This window comes from uncultured Clostridium sp. (assembly GCF_900547735.1).
In the GTDB taxonomy this organism is placed as follows: Bacteria; Bacillota; Clostridia; order Lachnospirales; family Lachnospiraceae; genus Otoolea.
The window spans coordinates 52034-70638 of sequence record NZ_URHZ01000010.1 but is presented as its reverse complement, the minus strand read 5'-3'; the positions used below and the strand labels follow the sequence as shown (position 1 = coordinate 70638).

Below are 18605 nucleotides of genomic sequence, written 5' to 3'. Positions count from 1 at the left end.
TCAAGCAACTCTCTCCCGCCCACGCGAACTGGATTTCCTGCCGGAGAGTCCCATCTGCACGAAAATACCTGCCACGATAAACATCAGGCCGATCACAGAATAGATATCAATCTCCTCCTTCAGGAACAGCGCCGAAAACAGGACTGCCATGAATGGTGTAATATAAACAAAATTTGACAAACTGGCCGTGTCCCCCTTCTGGAGAGCCAGGGCCCACATGAGAAATGCCGCGGCGTCCATAAAGACTCCAAGCCAGATGATCCCCGCCGTCTGTACCCCCGTCAGGGCAGCGGATTCTCCCTTTGCGAAGAACCAGATTCCGGAGAACAGCGCTGCCGTAAAGAAATAGACCGTCATGCTGACAAACTGATCCCTGTTGTCCTTCTTATTCAAAACATTGAATGCCCCATAGCAGACCGCCGCCAGGACACAGCTTAATACGCCTTTCAGGTTTCCGCCCAGAAGCCCGGCCAGACTCCCCTTGGACGCCACAAGGACGACACCGGTAAATGAGATGGCGATTGCCATACTCTTTCTGACCGTAAATTTTTCTCCCAGCCAAAGGCAGGAAAATATCACGGTCATAACCGGCCACAGATAATTGACTATACAGGCGTCACCGGCGGTCAGTACGGAAAGCCCGTAAAAATAGAGCACCGAGTACATGAACTTTCCCAGAAAACCGAGGGCAACCATTTTCACGTAGTCTTTTACCCCGTACTCTAAAAATTTTTTACCTTTTCCCGTCGCCAGATTTACGGCAGCCAGAAATATAAATGCAATGAGAGAGCTTAAGAATACCGTTTTCTCATTGCTCAGTCCGTTTAATAAAAGTTTTGCAAAAGGCGGCATCATTCCCCACAAAATAATGGTTCCCCCCGCCATCATATACTCTTTCTTCATCCCCGTTCTCCCTTTTGTTATTACTGCTTTACAGTATAACGCAAGGGCTTTTCACAAACTGTAATCTATGCTACAATTATCACAGAATCCGTTACAGTCCGGCCTTCGGCTAAACTGTAACAAATTATGCGCGGTAAGGAAAAAGCGGAAAGGAAAAAAATGATGATAAAAGTACCGGAGTCCCTGTTCTTCTATTTTGAACGGGCCGGAATCACAAGAACGGTTCCTCCCGGCGGTATCGTCTACATGCAGGGCGAACCGGCCGGAACCATCTACCTGATCAAAAAAGGCCGCGTCCGGATCTACTATATGGGCGACGACGGCAGGGAAATTACACTCGCCGTCATGGAAGCGGGCCGGCTGGTTGGAGATTCCTCCTTCCTGTCCCAGTCCTCCCGCCCCACCACGGTAAGCGCGGTCAACGAAGTCACGCTCATCTCATGCACGGCCCAGAGTCTTATGCCGTACCTGATGAAATCGGAGGAACTGTGCCTCATTCTGTTTCAGCTTCTCACCGATTCCTGCAACCACCTCTGCAGCCAGGTAAAACGCCTGACGCTCTATGACCGGCGGCAGAAGGTGGCCAGTTTTCTTCTGGAAGAAACGGAATACCCGAATCCGGACAAGGGCATCATCGGTTCCACCCTGCCCTATTCCCATGAGGAACTGGCGATCTGTGTCGGACTGAACCGCGTGACCGTGACAAAAATCCTGAATGAATTCTGCGGTCACGGCTACATCGGCCTTGGATACCGCAAAATCACCGTCACAGACAGAACAGGTCTGGAAAGCCTCTTCCCCTGACCTGTCCCGCCCGCGGCGGTGAAAAACTGCCGCCTCACGGCAGTTAAATCACAATACAATCCTCAGTCCCACTCCCACTTCCTCAACGGGAAGAACCTCGTTCATTTTCGCCTTGGCCCTGAACGAAACGCAGTGGCAGGGATAGAAAGAGCTTACATTCAGCCTCCCAAGGTATTCTATCGTCCGTTCCAGCCGGCTGTCCGTGTCAAACAGATGGAAACCGCCCAGAATTCCGGCAATGCGCCTCTCGCCGCAAACTTCCATCGCATATTCCGTTATGTTGCAGATCCCGCTGTGGGAACAGCCCGTGACAATGAAAAGGCCCTGATCCGTTTTCAGCGCCAGCGCCGAATCATCCATCACATAATCCTGCTCCTTTATTCCCCGTATTTTGCGGGTTCCAATCTGTTTTCTCGTTTCAAAATCATTCTTCTGCGGGATTTCCCCCAGGAAGACGCAGTTTTCGGTAATAAAATACGGAGCGGCGCTCGGTCTGTATCTGCCCGTCCTCCTCACCTCGTCTTCCGTGAGGGGCGAACCGATATCCAGGCCCGTCTCATCCGTTTTTTCATCGAAACATCCGGGATGTGCAATGATTTCCACATTCCTTAAATCATTCTTCTCCGCCAGCCAGCAAAAACCTCTCGTATGATCATTGTGCCCATGTGAAAACACCAGATGCGTGATTGCTTCGAGTTCGACTCCCATCTTCGACGCATTCGAGATGAATGCCGACGAATAACCGGTGTCAAAGAGAATGCGGCAGCCGTCTGCTTCTATATAATAGCTCGCCGCCGGTTCTCCCAGAAAATATTGATCAATATACGTATTATTGTCTGCTAATACCCTGATTTCCATCTTATTTAAACCGTCCCTGTCTTATGATTGCGCCGCTGCCCTGACGGAACCGTTTTCGCCGCTCTTTTGTTTTTCTTCCAGTCTTTCAAGTTCCTTCAAAAGCTTCCCGTCCTGAGCATTAAACGAGCGCTCATCATAGGTATTTAGAAAATAAATGACCACCTTTTCTCCACTCACCCCTATGATTTCTTTGCCCGTCTGAGTAAGATAGTACTTCATTTCCCCTTTCGTGTCCAGCAGAACGCTGCCGTTAAGGGACAGCTTCTTCTGTTTGAGATAGAGGTTCAGATATGTTTCTTTTCTTAATTCGGCCTGAACAGTCCCTATATATCTGCTGTTTTTTTCGTAATCGTCTCTTCTTATATCCCGCGCATCCTCAGTATCCTGCCTGTGGAAGATAACCCGCTCCGACCGGCATGCCATATTGGATGTGTCGATATAGAAATTGTATTCCTCTTCTCCCCAGCCCAGCTCCTCCGGGCCCAGTCCCAAGGAAATCACTTCCCGTTCCTGCGCCGTGCTCCCCATGAGCCAGTCCGCACCCGAGGGCGCGTAACGGTACGTTCCCTGGTACGGATAAAAGCAGAACGCAGCGATCAGCAGCAGGAACGGTATTATGGAAATAAAGCGCTTCACGCCATAATTCCGATCCCTCTTTTTTTTATATTCCTGATACAGAAATATCATATATACCGCAGTCACCAGAAATGCCGCCGCAGAAAGAGCCGTTGTCCTGAATGCCAGACTCTTCAGTCCGCAGGTAATCCCGATGATACCGACCACCATGCCTCCCACTGTATTCAGCGTCATCTCATCCCAAAACAGATAGAATTCCGGAACACTTCCCGTCTCTCTCCTGTACCGTTTTGCTTCCCTCTGTCTGAGCTTCGTCGCGGTGGCGGGAGTCTCCCAAATCCAGAACAATGTTAAAGCGATACAAAGGCAGGATACTAACTCCAGCGGTTCATAATGATGATTGCGGCGTATCGGATTGATGGCAAAAATGAACAGGTAGGGAATCGCCAGCAACAAATTCATCAGGACCATGCTGAGCAGGGCCTTATTCTCCTCTTTTACGGTCACTTCACGTGGTCCCTCCGGACGGCAGGGAGGATATACCGTGTATGGCACAGTGGGGCGTTCCTCTTCCCTGCTGTAGAAAACCACGAGGTTTTTAAGCGCCGCATTATAAATCCAGCCGCTCTCCTCCCACCGCTGCCGAAACTCCAGAAACTGCTCCGTCTTCTCCTCTTCCTTTGTCACCTTCTTACCGTATATGCCGATTGAAAAATGGTATTTTCCCCGAGCCGTCATCAGGAAATCCCCTCTTTGGCCAAAATTGGAAAGCATCTTAATCAGATATCCCTCTTCCGCCTTCCGTTCAAAAAAGCGTTCCAGTTGTTCCGTCTCCGTAAGGCTGTACGGGATACGGAATGAGTCATAATCTTTTACCAGTCCGGACATATAGAATCCTCCTTTCTGTATTTCAGACGCATAAAAATCCACTCTTATTACTACGGATATTGCTTCGGATGAGCACATCCTTCTTCTACTCTTATCTTATCATACAGGACCGCTGGAAGATCCTTACAAAAAGAGTGGATTTCTTACAGTTTCGCTCGAGTGCGCATCCTGCCCGGAGGGCTTTTTATATCATAGGCGTCCTATGAAACAACGAAAAGTACGCTTTGCGAACTTTTCATTGCCACTCAATAAAAAATGGCCGGGATGAGCTTTCCACTCTTTCCCAACCATCTTTCATCATTTTATATCATTTTATATCTTTTTATATCTTTTTTAAACGTAAGTATCCCGAACATGTGCTCCCCTGCCCGCGTCCGCCACAATCAGCGCGCCCAGAGCCGAAAGCGGGAGCTTCGAGTCGGGATAAAATTCCCGGATATCCCTGTAATAGCCGTCCTCTCTCAGCAAATCCGCAAATGCCCTTCCAAGCGGGAATTTCCCGCTGATAATAACGGGAACGTCACAGTCCGTCCAGGGCCGCCCGGCCCTTTTCAGTACTTCGATATCATTCTGCAGAACGGCTCCCAGAAGAAAACACGCAATCTTCCGGTGATCCGGCTCCACAAACTGATTCAAAATTCTGGCCTGGAAACATGCGTGGGAAAAACCGGCCGCGGCCGCCGCCCTGCTGCCCTCAAGCACCATTGAGAGATCATAGGCATCCGCCTCCACAAAACCGTTCCCTACCGCGTCCGCAATGACCGTATGATGCGTCACCGCGGACAGAAGCTCCCCGCTGAGCGTGGTAAGGCAGCCGCTTATCTGCCCTTTTTCATTAATCGCCACCAGCTTCATGTGGGACCCGGGCAAAACAAGCAGATAGGGGCGGCCCTTGGGATATGATTCCAGTACGGCAATACTTTCCACTTCCTCACCGCGCATCATGTCCATCGTCCGGTAATGATCCATTGTGAGCGGCTCATCGCAGTTTTTCACGCCGGGGATAAACAGGATTGGAATCGGGCATACATCCTCTATCAGAACTTCCCGCATCCGCCCTGCCAGTTCAAAGACTCCGGCCGGAGCGGTCACGTGCGGAATCTCATACAGGCCGGAGCCGGACGTAATCATTCCGCTGGCAATCACCCGCTCCACCTCGTCAAAACCGGTAAGATGATTCTCCACCAGACGGTGAATACAGGTTCTGGCGGCCTCCTTCAATTTCCCGTTATGGCCGTCCACGGCCGTATCTTTTACTCCCGTCCGGGACATCTCAACCGCAGCAAATTCCCGGTTTCCGTCTATGAGGACGGCTCTGGTATTGGTTGTCCCTCCGTCAATTGCGATTGTATACTTCTTCATCATCCACCCGCTTCCCGTGCCTTCTCCACGAACTGTCCGGCCAGCTTTTCCAGCTCCTCATAGCGTTCTTCCCGAATCAGCCTGGCATCCGTAAGGCATGAACCCAGCCCGGCTCCGGTAAATCCGGCCCGCAGATAATCGGTCAGGTTATGAAGTCCAATCCCGCCTACCGCCAGCATCGGGATATGATTTACGGGGGCAAAAATCGCCTGGCAGTACGAAAGACCCATATTGCCGGCCGGGAACAGCTTCACAAGGGCGGCGCCGCGGTCATATGCCAGGACAATCTCCGACGGGGTAAGCGCTCCGGGGACGGACGAAAGCCCCAGCCGAACCGCCTCATCCAGCACGGAGATGTCCACATTGGGCGCCAGGATAAATTCCGCCCCGCTCTCATATGCCGCCTGAACTTCAGCGGCCGACATAACGGTCCCCGCGCCGATCCGCATCCGGCTGCCGAAACTTCGTTTCAGCTCAGAGATGATCTCTTTTGTATCTGCAATCCTGGTATCCGACTTCTGGTTGAACGTTACCTCCAGACAGCGGATGCCGCCCCGGTACATTGCCTGCGCAGCCGGTACCGCCCGCTCCTTCTCCACTCCGCGCATAATCGCGATGAGTTTGTGTTCCTCAACCGCACGAATCATTTCTTCTCTCTTCAACGGAATTCGCTCCTTTCCTCCCCCATCTGCCGTTCCGGTTTCCACGGATACAACCGGATTTCCAGGTCGAACGCCATCACTTCCCCCGGCCGGAGCAGCCGCAGGCGCTGATTGGCCGCGGCCGTCCCGATACTGTCGTAATAGCCGCCGGCCGGTTCAAATGCGCAGTTTTTATCCCCCCTGTATCCCCCCGTTGTAATCCAGAACCCAAGGTAGGGCAGCTCTTTCTCATCGTACTTAAGGTCTGCCGCCATCCCCGCCGAGGGATAGATAAAACCGCATTTTCCTTCCTTTACCTCTCCCCGCACGTAATATTTCTCCATTCCTTCCGTCTCCGCTCCCGGCACCCGGGTAAAATCCCAGGTCCCCGGTTCCGGCGAGGGAGAAAATTGGTGAACAGTCCCGGCCGGACCGAGACGCCCCGAATCCAGCACCACCTCGATCTCCCTCGTCCCCGCCGGATAAATCAGCCGCATATCCGGCATATAGACAACCAGGCAATGGCAGGCCCAAATACAGGGAAATGCATCCCTGCCCAGGTTTTCTATCCGGTAGCTGCAATGCAGCGTATCCCCGCGGAGCGACAGGCGTTTTTCATACCGGTACGGCAGTATTTTACTCTGATAACTTAAACAGAGGCCTTCTCCGTCCGCCAGGCAGTCAAACCCGGCGGACCAGATTTCACCGTGATCCGGGTAAGCCACCTCCCGTCCGCCTGTGGTAACGAATCCCGGGTCAATCGACGGAAATGCGTCGTCAAAGCCGCAGGCCTCAAATTCCTCAAACGGACTTCCCGGCTCCGCCTTTTTAAAGTCCTTCCCGGGATTCTGGAATAATAATTCAAACCCGGTTTCCCTGGATTTTAAAGACAATACTTTTCCTCCGTGGCCAGGGAAAACGATGCAGGTTAACCGTTCACTGTTCAGTTCCCAGGCCGGTTCCCCCAAAATTTCTATCTGCTTTACTTTATCGGCCCGTCCAGCCGTTTCCTTTGCCTGATCCATCACTCGCTTCCCATCCTTAAAAGCTCCCGGTGCAGATGCACGCCCGGATGGTTTATGTCAAGCGCCTCCGCTTCGGCAAAACAGCGCTCCGCTTCCATCGTCTCCCGTTTGCCGAGAAGTCCCAGGCCGCGCATAAACAGGCAGTGCACCCGGTTGCGCCGGTCCAAATCATCCTCAAAAATCATCAAATCCGGCAGGGAAACGGCAAAATAGTCGATCGTCACATGGTCATCCAGATGCGTCTCACCGTAGTCGATCAGCCGGTGGAACCTTCCGTCCGCCTCAGCCTTCTTCGACAGCGCGGCCAGCGCAAGGCCCTGATAGAAGATTGTTTCCGGCGGCTGGTCGTTATAATAGATCATCCCGGCCGGCTCCGACAGGCCCGAGGCCGCATGGAGAAAACATTCCTCTGCTTCCTTCTCTTCCCCCATCGCCCGGTATGCTTTTCCCATATAATAATAGATGTCATTTTCCTGCGCTCCCGCAAGTTTTCCCTCACCCAGGTTATGCGGATAACAGAGCGCCCGTTTAAACAGTTCCAGCGCTCCCCGTGCATCCCCGGCCCGCAGGGCCGCTCTTCCAAGCCCCTCCACCGCGCAGACATACTGTGCCGGGACCTTGCCTTCTCCGCCCTCCCATGGATGAAAATGGCGGGACTCGATTAACTCAAGGGCTTTATCATGTTTTCCAAAGTAGTTGCAGAGCGTGATATATTCCAGATACAGATCATCCCTCTCCGCCACCACATCCGGATGGGCCTCATAAGCGGCAAGCCGTTTCTCCGGCGTTACCCCCATCCTTTTACAGAGCTGGTCAAGCTCCATGAATACCCGGGCATCGGACGGATCAAGCTCAAACGCCCTGTTTAGTTCCTCCGCAGCGTCCTGCTTCCGATTCATTTTGTTGTAATACGCCAGCGATAAATTACGGTGTACCGTGGCAAAACCGGGTTCCAGTTCCCGGCTCTTCTCCCAGCACGTTACCGCCTCTTCGTACTGTCTCTTGTCGTACCAGAGATTTCCCAGATAGTAAAATCCCTTTGCATCCTCCGGATTTTCCTCCACGGCCCTCTGAAGGACAATCAAGTCCTCCAGGCGGTGCGGGAAACAGTAAGCTCCGTCATCCAGGGCCGCCGCCAGACGGTACTGCTCCGCCTCCTGCACCTTTCCCGCTTCTTTGCAGACATAGGCCAGGTGGTAGTGGATCAGAGGATAAATCTTATCCCCCCACAATTCACACGGCAGGCCGAGAATATCCTCCGCTTCATGGTAAAGACCGGCGTCGCTGTATTCAAGCGACAGCTCAATGGTCCAGTTCGGACTCACAGAGAGACGGTGCGCCAGGGCTTTCCTGCCTTCCTCGTCCTTATTTATCAGGCACAGCTCATAACAGGCTGCAAAATCCATTCCGTCGATTAAAAGCGTTTCCTTTGCCGCGGCGGCCGCCTCTTCTGTCCTTCCAAGCCTCCGAAGCAGAGCCGTCTTTAGCGTCCTGGCCTTCAGATTATGGGCCTTTGTGCTCAGGGAACGCTCCGCATGGGCCAGCCCCTCCCCGAATTTTCCCTCCATTGCGCAAATACAGGCCATATGGTAAAACCCGCCCGACTGCCAGGCGTCATTCCAGATCGCCTTATAGAAGCTGTCATATGCCTCCTGCCGTTTTCCCATTAGTTTCCGGCACACACCCAGAAGATAGAACGGCTCCCCGTCACCGGGATTGGGATTCAGACGCATCAATTTCTCTGCCGCTTTCTCCAGATATTTTTCCGCCCGCGAAAACTGCCCCTGTCCCATAAGAAGCTTTCCGTAGGCGCAGTTTATCCTGGCATCCGTAGGATCGCGGCGCAGTCCCTCGCAGTAATATGCCTCCGGCCGGTACGTGGCGTGACGGTATTGCTCAATATGCTGTCCGGATAAAAACAGCTCCTCATTTGTCCTCACCGCCTCCGGCTCCGGGATCGGGACGGCCGGGTCCGGAATCTTCGGGATTGCCTTACTACCCGGGGTGTAGGAAACAAGTTCACCGCCGGTATTGTCGCGGACCGTTAGGGTAACCGTCTCCGGAGCAAGTCCGCCTGTGGGAGCCTCATCCGCAAACGTCTGGACCGGCGACAGATCCGCCTCGGCGTGATAAAGGACAACGGCTCCGTTTTCCGCAGTCAGCGTCACCGTGCATTGCGGATAAACCGCTGTGGCATACACGGAAAACCGGGCGGTTCCATCCGTTATCTCCAGACCGGCCGCCGCCTTATACGTGGCGTTTTTCACCATCCCCACATCCTTATAGGGCATGAAATACTGGGTGAACACCTTCTCCTCATAAGGCGCCAGCCAGGAAAAATCGGGCTGGTTATCGGTATAGCAGCCTGTCATTAACTCTATGTAAGGTCCGTCCGTATCCGTTAAATTCCGGTCCCACGCTTTGCCGAAATCCCCGCAGCCCCAGGTCCACTGTTTCTTACCCGGCGCGATATGGTGATCCGCCACATGCAGAATTCCGGCCTGTTTTCCGTGATCGTATCCACCGACAAAATCGTAATCGGAATGATACGCCATATAAGAGGTGGGAACGGGGATATTTTTATAGCGGGAAATATCCACGCCGGCCGAATAATCCTGCTTATAATAGGTTCCCGTTGCAACTGGGAAACGCGATACGGCCCTTTTTCCGTGATCCATCACCGCGTGGACATCCGGAGGGAAGACCGACTGCGTATCATCGCCCGCCGGCACCGCCGGATTGGCCCACCAGAGAAAGGTCTGCGGCACACTGGTCCTGTTAAAAAGCTGCGCGTCAATCCGGATATAGGCCCTGTCCGGAAACAGGGTAAAACCCGCCATCCCCTTGGTGCGGAACATGTTCTCAATCTCCCCGACCCAGATGGTGCAGCTTCCGTCCTCCGACTCAGTCAGCTTATAATCCACCGGATCAAAGGTGCTGGGACGGTGGTGCTGCGGCCAGTTGAACTCAATCCCGCCCGAGATCCACGGCCCGGTAAGACCGACAAGCGCAGGTTTTATGACGTGATTATAGTAAACAAAATCGTATTTGTTCGTCTTGTCGTAGGCGCGCTGTATTCTGCCTCCCAGTTCCGGCAGCACCATGACAAACAGATACCGGTTCTCCAGGCAGAGCGCCCGGTAAGACTGTTCCTTCTTCTCATCCGTAATCTTATCAATCACCGGATGGGGGTACACTTTTCCCGAACTGCCCTGATACACCCGTTTTTCCAGAAACATGGGATTCTTGTCCGGCTTTCCCACCTGGTAGGTCGGGATGATCACTTCCTGCTCCCATATCCGGACTCCCTGCTCCACATGACGCAGCACTTGTTCCAGCATGACGTTACCTCCTGTCATTTCAACTTCTCAATGGCCTCTGATACAACGGCGGTGCATTGTAAAACCGCAAATTCCAGCAGCCGCTCTCCCAGCTCCGCCGTGGAATCTCTCGGATCATAGCGCACGCTGTAATCCTCATTCGGTCCGTTTATAAAGGTCTCATTGTCTACAATGGCAAACTTCGTATTATATAACTTTTCCGGTTTTGGCGGGAGGGCCGACAAATCCACCCCTTCCGGGCATACCGCCTGCATAATTGCGGTCTCCGCCAGGCCTGCATGTCCGATTCCCGCCCCGCAGCCTTCAAACAGGGCCAGGATCGTAATTACGCGGACCTTCCCCCGCTCCGTGTATTCTTCCGACAGACGCTCCAAAATCTCGATCTGCCGGTCCGCCCCGTGGCCGTTCAGCAGAACAATTAATTCATATCCCATCCGGCATAGAAACTCTATATGCTGCCGGATTACAGCCTCGAACAGCTCCGGCGGCCAGTACATGCTCTTCACCGTGTTCCCTGGGAAATCCATCCCCGTAATCTGCTCATTTCCCTGAAAGCCCAGTTTCCGGAGCGTTTCCGGCGTTCTTGGGCTCTCCGTTCCGATGTAGAGGGGAGGGTAGACCGTCCCTCCCGTGCGGGCGGCCGACCGTTTTGCCACTTCATAGGCATTTTCCGTATCCATTCCCATCCCCATGTGGGGACCGTGCCATTCCATCGACCCGACCGGCAGGTAAATAAGCGGTTTTTCCCTCTTTGCCGCCTCAAGCCGGGACGGAGTCATCTCTTCAAACTTGATTGTATTCATTTTATTCACCTTCCGTCAGGCCCTGAAAAGATAGAAAGGAACCGTTCAGCCTTGATGCATTCCGCGAGGTGTTTTCACATGTTTTTCGTGAAAATCCCGAGTTACGCGGCGCGAAACGGCATTTTGGCTGAACTGTAACATAGAAAGTACGCCGCAGCGTACTTTCTATTGACCTGTCTTTACTGGTATATCGACCCGTTTTTATTCGCTCAAACGGTGCTGTCCGGCCGGATAGAAGCAGGCTCTATTCCACATACTCCGGCATAATGGCTGCCAGATCGTCGCCTGGTTCCACAATCACAGCGTCCACTGCGTATTTCTCCGGAATCGGAGTTCCGTTCTGAAGGTAATCCAGCATGGCCTGCGCCGCTGTTCCGCCAACGCCCTTTGCGGAAAAATATGCCGCCGCCTTAAATGGGGAACTCTCTTTTGCAAATTCGTCCGGAGCCAGATATCCGCCGAGTCCTACGCATACGGAATCTTTTTCAAGTCCGGCCGCTTCCAGTGCCCGGGCCGCGCCCTGAGCGCCCTCGTCGGAAACGCCTAACACCAGCCATTTTTTAATCTGGGGATTACCCGTAATAACTGTGGATGCTGCCGTGTTGCCCTGCTCCGTGCTGGTATCGTGATCCGCCTTAAAAATACGGTTGTCCGGGAAGTCCGGAATCGCCTCTTTTAACTTGGCAAGCTGACCTTCCGTACGCGGCACGCAGCTTGAAACGGTGTCCGCCGTAAGCAGCATCACGCCAAACGTATCATCCTTAGCAAGTCCGTTCTCCGTTATGTACTTGGCGGCCCATTCGCCTACCGCCGCGCCGATATTATATCCGTCGATTCCAACCCACGGCGCAAGCAGGGTGCCGTCCTCCGTCTGAAGCGCATCATCCACCGCAATCACCGGGATATTGGCTTCCTTTAATTTATCCACCGTCGTCTGGCTCAGATTCTGATCCGGAAGGCAGACCAGCACGCCGTCCACCTTGTCTGCGATACAGTTGTCAATCATCTGCATGTAGGTGGCGCCGTTCTGTTTGGCATCCATATACTTCCATGTTCCGCCTGCCGCTTCCACTACTTCCTGGGAGGCCTTCCCCTCCTGGATGAACCAGGTAGCGTCTCCCATCTTATAAATACCGGCAATGACATAATTCTCTTTTGCACCGTCCTGTGTTTCCTCCGCTGCCTTCGTATCCTCTGCTGCGGTACTTTCCGCCGCCTCCGCCTTTGTCTCCGGTGCCGCCGTGCCGGCCGTCTGGCTTGTTCCGCATGCCGTCAGCAGGCTGAACGCTGCTGCCGCTGCCGCCATCTTTGCAATCTGCATTTTCTTCATTTTACTCTCTCCTTTTTTCATAATATGTTATGTTTATCTCAGCATCAGGGCTGAGCAGTAACCTTCATGCTCTCCTCCAACAGTTTTTTACTTCTCATTCTCTTACGGTAGAAGTCGAATGCCAGCGCCACCACAAGCAGGGAGCCCTGGGCTACGTTCTGCCAGAAAACCTGCACATTCAGCATGACAAGGCCCGTATTAAAACACTGTAAGATCAGCATGCCGATAAATGTTCCCAGCATGGTCCCCACGCCGCCGGTAAACGCCGTGCCGCCCAGTACCGCCGCCGTAGCCGCGTCAAATTCCAGACCATTACAGGCCGACGGCTGCCCCGAATTCATCCTGGCCGCCAAAAGCACTCCCGCCAGGGCTGCCAGTCCTCCCGACATAATATAGAGTTTAAATCGAATCAGCATGGGACTTAACCCGGCCAGGCGGGCTGCGTACGGGTTACCTCCCAGTACGTAAATGCTCCGGCCGAAAAAGGTCTTTTTCAGCACAAATCCGAACACGAGAAACGCTACAATTAATATAATGACCGGCAGTGGGATAATTCCAAACAACCGGAACGTGCCGAACTTAATAAACATCTGGCTGCTGACGGCCACCGCCTTGCCGCCGCAGATAATATAGGCAAATCCCCTCACGATGGACATCGTGGCCAGCGTCGCAATAAACGGCTGCAGGTTCAGGAAATTCACAGCTACCGCATTAAACGCTCCAATGACGCATCCGGCCAGCACCGCGGCCAGTATGGCCAGAACCGGATGAAACCCGGCCTTCACCAAAACGGCGCCAAGCACGCCGGAAAAAGCCGCCACCGACCCGGCCGATAAGTCAATCTGGTTGGCAATGATCAGATTCGTCTCTGCAATCGCCACAAACCCGGTCAGGGAACAGGCCACCAGAATATTGATAAAGTTCTGCACCGTAAGGTAGTTCTTATTAAATACGGAAAATACAACCACGAGGAGTGCAAGCGCAATTATCAGGCTGATCTTTTCCGCAAAGTCGCTTTTTTTAAGTTTTGTTATAAAATGATCCATGTTTACCCCCATATATCAGGCCCTCCGGTTACACCACAGCCCGTTCTCCTGTCTTATCCGTCATTGCATAAGCGAGTATATGTTCCTCGGTAGCATCCGTTCTTAAAATCTCACCGCTGATACGGCCTTCCCTTACCACAATCACCCGGTCGCTGAGGCCGATGATCTCCGGCAGCTCGGAAGAAATCACAATCACCGCGATACCGTCCCTGGCACATTCGCAGATAATCTTATAAAACTCCGACTTCGCGCCTACGTCGATTCCCTTCGTCGGCTCATCCAGGATCAGCACCTTCGGCTTCGTCTCCAGCCACCTGGCCAGAATTACCTTCTGCTGGTTTCCTCCCGACAACTGGGCAATCAGTTTTTCACTGTCCGGCGTCTTAATATTAAATTTCTTTATATCTCCGTCCGCCGTCTCCTGCTCCCCGGCCTCATTCAGCACACCGAGCCTGTTACAATAGCTTCTGAGCACGGACACCGTGATATTGCCCCTGACCGATATATTCGGCAGAATCCCCTGTTCCTTGCGGTCCTCGGGAACCAGCGCAATTCCCAAATTGACCGCCTCTTTCGGCGACCGGGGAGAGATGGCTTTACCGTCCATCAGAATCTCACCGGACAGTACCTTATCAACTCCAAATATGGCGCGCATAATCTCGGTCCTTCCGGAACCGACCAGACCGGAAAAGCCCAGTATCTCGCCGCGCCTTATCCGGAAGGAGATATCCTTCACAAAGGCGGTTGTCAGATTCTTCACCTCAAGCACGGTTTCGCCGAAATCCGTATTGCGCGGCAGCGAATCAAAAATACTCCCCAGGGGACGCCCCACCATCATCCGTATCAGCTCGTCATTGCTCACCTTATCGCGTTCCACCAGATCCACTGTTTTCCCGTCCTTAAAAACCACTACCTTCTGGGCAATCTGTTCAATCTCATTCATCCGGTGGGACACGTAGAATATAATTTTCTTTTCCGCCTGCAGCTCCCTGATAATACGGAACAGGATTTCGATTTCATTATCACTCAGGCTGGCGGTAGGCTCGTCAAATGCAATAATCCGGGAATCCCGGTTAACCGCTTTCATAATCTCCACCATCTGCTGATGGGCGATACTGAGCGTGCCTACCTTGGCATCCGGTTCAATTGAATGGAGGCCAAACCGTCCGGCTATCTCCTTCGTCCGCCGGTTCATCGTCTCAAAATCCACCATCCCGTTCTTCTTGATCCAGGAGCCTAAAAATACATTTTCCGCGACGGTCATCTCCATTAAAATCTGACGTTCCTGATAGATAACGCTCACTCCCGCCGCGATTGCCTCCTGAGGGGAGCTGAAATGCCTGGCCTGTCCGTCAATAATGTATTCTCCTTCATCCGGCTGATAATCGCCGTTCAGGATTTTCAGCAGAGTTGACTTTCCCGCTCCATTTTCACCTAAAAAGGCATATACTTCGCCGCTTTCAGCCTTAAAACAGATGTCATCCAGCGCCTTCACTCCTGGGAAGTATTTGCTGATATGTTTGAATTCCACATAGGTTTCCACTGTTTCCGCCACCTCCTTTGACTTTTCCTTTATGTTTTTGTCTTTTCCTTTGTATTTTTGTCTGCTGTATGCTCTGGTTTTATTCCTCTGTTTTACCTCGCCTCCGCTTCCAATTCGGCCTCAACCCCCGATTCGGCCTCCGCCGCTCTATCTGTTGTGCCATCTGCACTTAAAAATCATTTTCTTCCCGACATTTTTAGTTAACTTTTCCTTTTTTAGATGTGTGTTCGTTAACACTTTATGTTGTGATTATATCTTTTCAAATTATAGTTGTCAATTGTTTTTTGTGTGTTTTGCCTTTTTTATCTAATTTCTTTCTCAATACTTTTATACAATCAGTTAATTAATAGGGTTGAACGATTGCTTTTTCTTGACATAAATCTATATTATTCGTATAATACGATTAACATATTGTGATGAATCGGGCTTATATCCGCTGTTTTTATAATCATCACATTTTTTAAACGTTTAGAGTGTTATCGTTAACACTTTGTCATTCACAATCAGAATGGAGGTTTGTTATGTACAGAAAAACAGCTCTCGTTACAGGAGCAGGGCGTGGCATCGGCCGGGCCATCGCCATTGAACTCGCCAAAAACGGCTATGATGTTGGAGTGAACTATTTCCACAGCAGGGAAAGGGCTATGGAGGTCTGCCGGATCGTCGGCGAATACGGCGGGAAAGCCGTCCCTATCTGCGCCGATGTCTCAGACTTTAAGCAGCTAAACCAGATGTTTGATTTATTTTTTGAGGAGTTCCCCTCTATTGACCTGCTGGTCAACAACGCGGGTATCAGCAAATTTTACCCATTTTTAGAGGTCACCGAAGAGCAATGGGAGGAGATTACCCGGACGGACTGGAAAGGCGCTTTCTTCTGTACACAGCGCGCGGCACAAAACATGATCAGCCGGAATAAATCCGGGGTGATTATCAACATTTCTTCCAACCATGCCGACGGCTGCTGGCCCAACGCCAACATCTACGCCCCTACGAAAGCTGCCCTGACCAAATTCGGCCGGAATGCCGCCATGGAACTGGCTCCTTACGGAATCCGTGTTATCACCGCCGCTCCCGGCTACACCGACGTCGGCTGGGATAAGTCCGATCCCATCCACCGGGCCGCTCCTAAAATCCCGTTAAAACGGTTTGCCCAGCCGGAAGAAATTGCCGGAATTATCGCGTTTCTGGCCTCAGACGCCTGTGCCTATATGACAGGAAACTGCGTCACCATCGACGGAGGTTCCCTGCTTCCGATCCTGCCCGAAAACGATTATGAACCGATGGAGGAATTAATATGAAAATCACGAAAATAGATACTTATCACGTCCTTCCCCGCTGGCTTTTCCTGCGTATTGAAACGGATGACGGCTTTGTCGGCTGGGGTGAACCCGTTGTGGAGGGGCGGGCCGATACGACGGAGACGGCCGTCCAGGAACTCATTCCTCTGCTGAAAGGTTCCGATCCCAGGCAGGTCGAGGATATCTGGCAGACCATATACCGGGGCGGCTTCTACCGCGGCGGCCCCGTCCTGTCCAGCGCCTTATCCGGAATCGACCAGGCTCTGTGGGATATCCGCGGAAAATATTTCGGCGCCCCCGTCTATGATTTGTTAGGGGGAAAGGTACGGGATAAAATGGAAGTTTACAGTTGGATTGACTCCGGTTCCCCGGAAGAGGCTGCCGCCTGTGCCAAAGACCGTGCAGCTCACGGTTTCCGGAATATCAAGATGACCGGTGTGGACCAAATAGGCTGGATCAATGATTCCGCCCAGATCGACGCGCTGCTGGCAAAGGTCCAGGCAATCCGCGATGCGGTGGGATACGGCATCGGCATTGCCATTGATTTCCACGGCCGCGCCCATAAATCCACCGCAAAAACGCTGCTTCATGAGCTGGAACCTTTTAAACTTCTGTTCGTTGAAGAACCTGTCCTGATAGATAATGAAGAAGCTTTTGCAGAACTGCACAGCTACAGTCATATTCCCTTAGCCACAGGGGAACGCTGCTATACGCGATGGGATTTTAAACGTATGCTCCAGGGCGGATACGTAGATATTATACAGCCGGATCTGAGCCATGCCGGAGGAATCTCCGAGGTCCGCCGGATCGCGGCCATGGCGGAGGCCTGTGATATTGCCCTGGCTCCCCACTGTCCGCTGGGGCCGATCGCGCTGGCCTCCTGCCTGCAAATCGACTTCACCTCAATCAATGCATGTCTCCAGGAACAGAGCCTTAATATGGCTTACAACCAGGGGACGGAAATTACAACCTATGTAAAGGATCCTTCCGTATTCCGGTATGAAGACGGCTTCGTACATGCGCTAGCGGGATCCGGTCTGGGGCTTGAGATCAATGAGGAGGCAGTTTTAGCCGCCTCCAGGGAAAAACATCACTGGAAGAATCCAATCTATCACATGCCGGACGGCAGCGTAACCGAATGGTAGAAAGGAGGAAAAACGCATTGATTCGTACGATAGACGCACCGTCCTGCACTTTGGGTGAAAACCCGTTGTGGAGGGCCGATACGGAAGAATTTTACTGGACCGATATCGTGAACGGGATCATCTATGCCGTCCCGGCCTCCGGCCAAAAACCGGCATACCCCGTATTGGAAACGCCATACCAGACAGGCGCCTTCCTGTTTACATCATCCTGGGATCTCCTGCTGTTTACGGAGCAGGGAATATTTCTGTCCTCCTGGACCGGAGATAAATATGACGCCGCTCTGCATAAGCTCTGGGAGATCCCCCTCGATATCCCCTTTATAAAGGGAGAACGTTTTAATGATGCCATCTGCGGTCCGGACGGGCGCATCATGGCCGGAAGTAAAAGAGATAATAATGAGGACGGCGCGCTATACTGCTTCGAACCGGGCAGGAAACCGTATATTCTTCTGAATCACTTACAGATTTCCAATGGTATGGGCTTTTCTCCGGATGGAACCGTCTTTTACCATACCGATTCGGGTCCGGGAACAATCACCGCCTACCGCTATGTACCGGAGAATGTGCCGGAAAAAATCGGCGTCGTTTATCAGGCGTCCGGTCCTCAGGCTGTGCCGGATGGAATGACCGTGGACGCACAGGGAAATATCTGGACCGCCGTCTGGGGAGGCGGCTGTGTGCTGAAGCTTTCCCCCTCCGGCAATATACTGTGCCGTTATCCCCTGGATGCCTCCCAGGTATCCAGCGTCTGCTTTGGCGGAGCAAACATGGATCAGTTGTTTGTAACCTCCGCTTCCATCGGAGCCGGAGATCATCCCGGGACCTTTCCGGGAGGCCCCTCCTATCTGCTGGACGGCGCCGGCTGCGGAAAATCGGAATACCCGGTGATTTTCACGAAAAGTACGTGAAAACACCTCGCGTAATACATCCCGAGTGAACAGTAACTACCCGTAACAGTTCAGATAGGTCTGCACAAACAGGAGCGGGCATTATGGCGCTTTCTTTACTTTTAGGCCAAAATCCTGTATAATCAATGTATTTC

At 52.5% G+C, this 18605-nt stretch carries 15 protein-coding genes; 4 read left to right on the top strand and 11 right to left on the bottom strand.

Annotated features, from left to right (window positions below):
- Positions 1–903 carry a DMT family transporter gene (locus QZT18_RS05065; protein WP_294145189.1) on the bottom strand — a complete coding sequence of 301 codons (903 nt, stop codon included), beginning with the start codon at positions 901–903 and terminating at the stop codon, positions 1–3.
- 159 nt (positions 904–1062) lie between these two features.
- Between QZT18_RS05065 and QZT18_RS05060 the strand changes: the two genes are divergently transcribed.
- Positions 1063–1707: a Crp/Fnr family transcriptional regulator gene (locus QZT18_RS05060; protein WP_294145188.1), complete on the top strand. Its 645-nt coding sequence runs from the start codon at positions 1063–1065 to the stop codon at positions 1705–1707.
- A gap of 48 nt (positions 1708–1755) precedes the next feature.
- Here the strand turns inward: QZT18_RS05060 and QZT18_RS05055 are convergent, their stop codons facing one another.
- The 10 genes from QZT18_RS05055 to QZT18_RS05010 all read right to left on the bottom strand — a co-directional run bounded on the left by QZT18_RS05055 (position 1756) and on the right by QZT18_RS05010 (position 15120).
- Entirely contained in the window at positions 1756–2565 is an 810-nt protein-coding gene (locus tag QZT18_RS05055; protein ID WP_294145186.1) for an MBL fold metallo-hydrolase, read from the bottom strand.
- A gap of 21 nt (positions 2566–2586) precedes the next feature.
- On the bottom strand, positions 2587–4029 hold the full coding sequence (locus QZT18_RS05050) for a DUF2812 domain-containing protein (protein WP_294145184.1): 1443 nt from the start codon (positions 4027–4029) through the stop codon (positions 2587–2589).
- 333 nt (positions 4030–4362) lie between these two features.
- Positions 4363–5394, bottom strand: a complete 1032-nt coding sequence (locus tag QZT18_RS05045) for a 2-dehydro-3-deoxygalactonokinase (RefSeq protein ID WP_294145182.1) — start codon at positions 5392–5394, stop codon at positions 4363–4365.
- Positions 5391–6053 (bottom strand): bifunctional 4-hydroxy-2-oxoglutarate aldolase/2-dehydro-3-deoxy-phosphogluconate aldolase, encoded by a 663-nt coding sequence (locus QZT18_RS05040; protein ID WP_294145181.1) that lies wholly within the window; start codon positions 6051–6053, stop codon positions 5391–5393. Before QZT18_RS05040 ends, QZT18_RS05045 begins: the two co-directional genes overlap by 4 nt.
- The gene (locus QZT18_RS05035; protein WP_294145180.1) at positions 6050–7057 is read right to left on the bottom strand and encodes a DUF5107 domain-containing protein; all 1008 of its coding nucleotides are present in this window, start codon (positions 7055–7057) and stop codon (positions 6050–6052) included. The genes QZT18_RS05040 and QZT18_RS05035 overlap by 4 nt, the downstream gene beginning before the upstream one ends.
- Positions 7057–10398, bottom strand: a complete 3342-nt coding sequence (locus QZT18_RS05030) for a DUF5107 domain-containing protein (protein ID WP_294145178.1) — start codon at positions 10396–10398, stop codon at positions 7057–7059. The genes QZT18_RS05035 and QZT18_RS05030 overlap by 1 nt, the downstream gene beginning before the upstream one ends.
- 14 nt (positions 10399–10412) lie before the next feature.
- Entirely contained in the window at positions 10413–11201 is a 789-nt protein-coding gene (locus tag QZT18_RS05025; protein ID WP_294145176.1) for a creatininase family protein, read from the bottom strand.
- Positions 11202–11445: 244 nt separating this feature from the next.
- Complete coding sequence (locus tag QZT18_RS05020; RefSeq protein WP_294145174.1) at positions 11446–12531, bottom strand: substrate-binding domain-containing protein; 1086 nt, start codon at positions 12529–12531, stop codon at positions 11446–11448.
- Positions 12532–12575: 44 nt separating this feature from the next.
- Positions 12576–13589: an ABC transporter permease gene (locus QZT18_RS05015; protein ID WP_294145172.1), complete on the bottom strand. Its 1014-nt coding sequence runs from the start codon at positions 13587–13589 to the stop codon at positions 12576–12578.
- A gap of 16 nt (positions 13590–13605) precedes the next feature.
- Complete coding sequence (locus QZT18_RS05010) at positions 13606–15120, bottom strand: sugar ABC transporter ATP-binding protein (RefSeq protein ID WP_294145170.1); 1515 nt, start codon at positions 15118–15120, stop codon at positions 13606–13608.
- Between the two features lie 521 nt (positions 15121–15641).
- On the opposite strand from QZT18_RS05010, the gene QZT18_RS05005 reads away from it, so the two are divergent.
- The 3 genes from QZT18_RS05005 to QZT18_RS04995 are packed head-to-tail and all read left to right on the top strand — an operon-like array spanning position 15642 to position 18471.
- A complete protein-coding gene (locus QZT18_RS05005; RefSeq protein ID WP_294145168.1) occupies positions 15642–16418 on the top strand; it encodes an SDR family NAD(P)-dependent oxidoreductase in 777 nt (258 codons plus the stop codon).
- A complete protein-coding gene (dgoD, locus tag QZT18_RS05000) occupies positions 16415–17563 on the top strand; it encodes a galactonate dehydratase (RefSeq protein ID WP_294145165.1) in 1149 nt (382 codons plus the stop codon). The genes QZT18_RS05005 and dgoD overlap by 4 nt, the downstream gene beginning before the upstream one ends.
- A gap of 17 nt (positions 17564–17580) precedes the next feature.
- Positions 17581–18471, top strand: a complete 891-nt coding sequence (locus QZT18_RS04995) for an SMP-30/gluconolactonase/LRE family protein (protein ID WP_294145164.1) — start codon at positions 17581–17583, stop codon at positions 18469–18471.
- Positions 18472–18605: the final 134 nt, after the last annotated feature.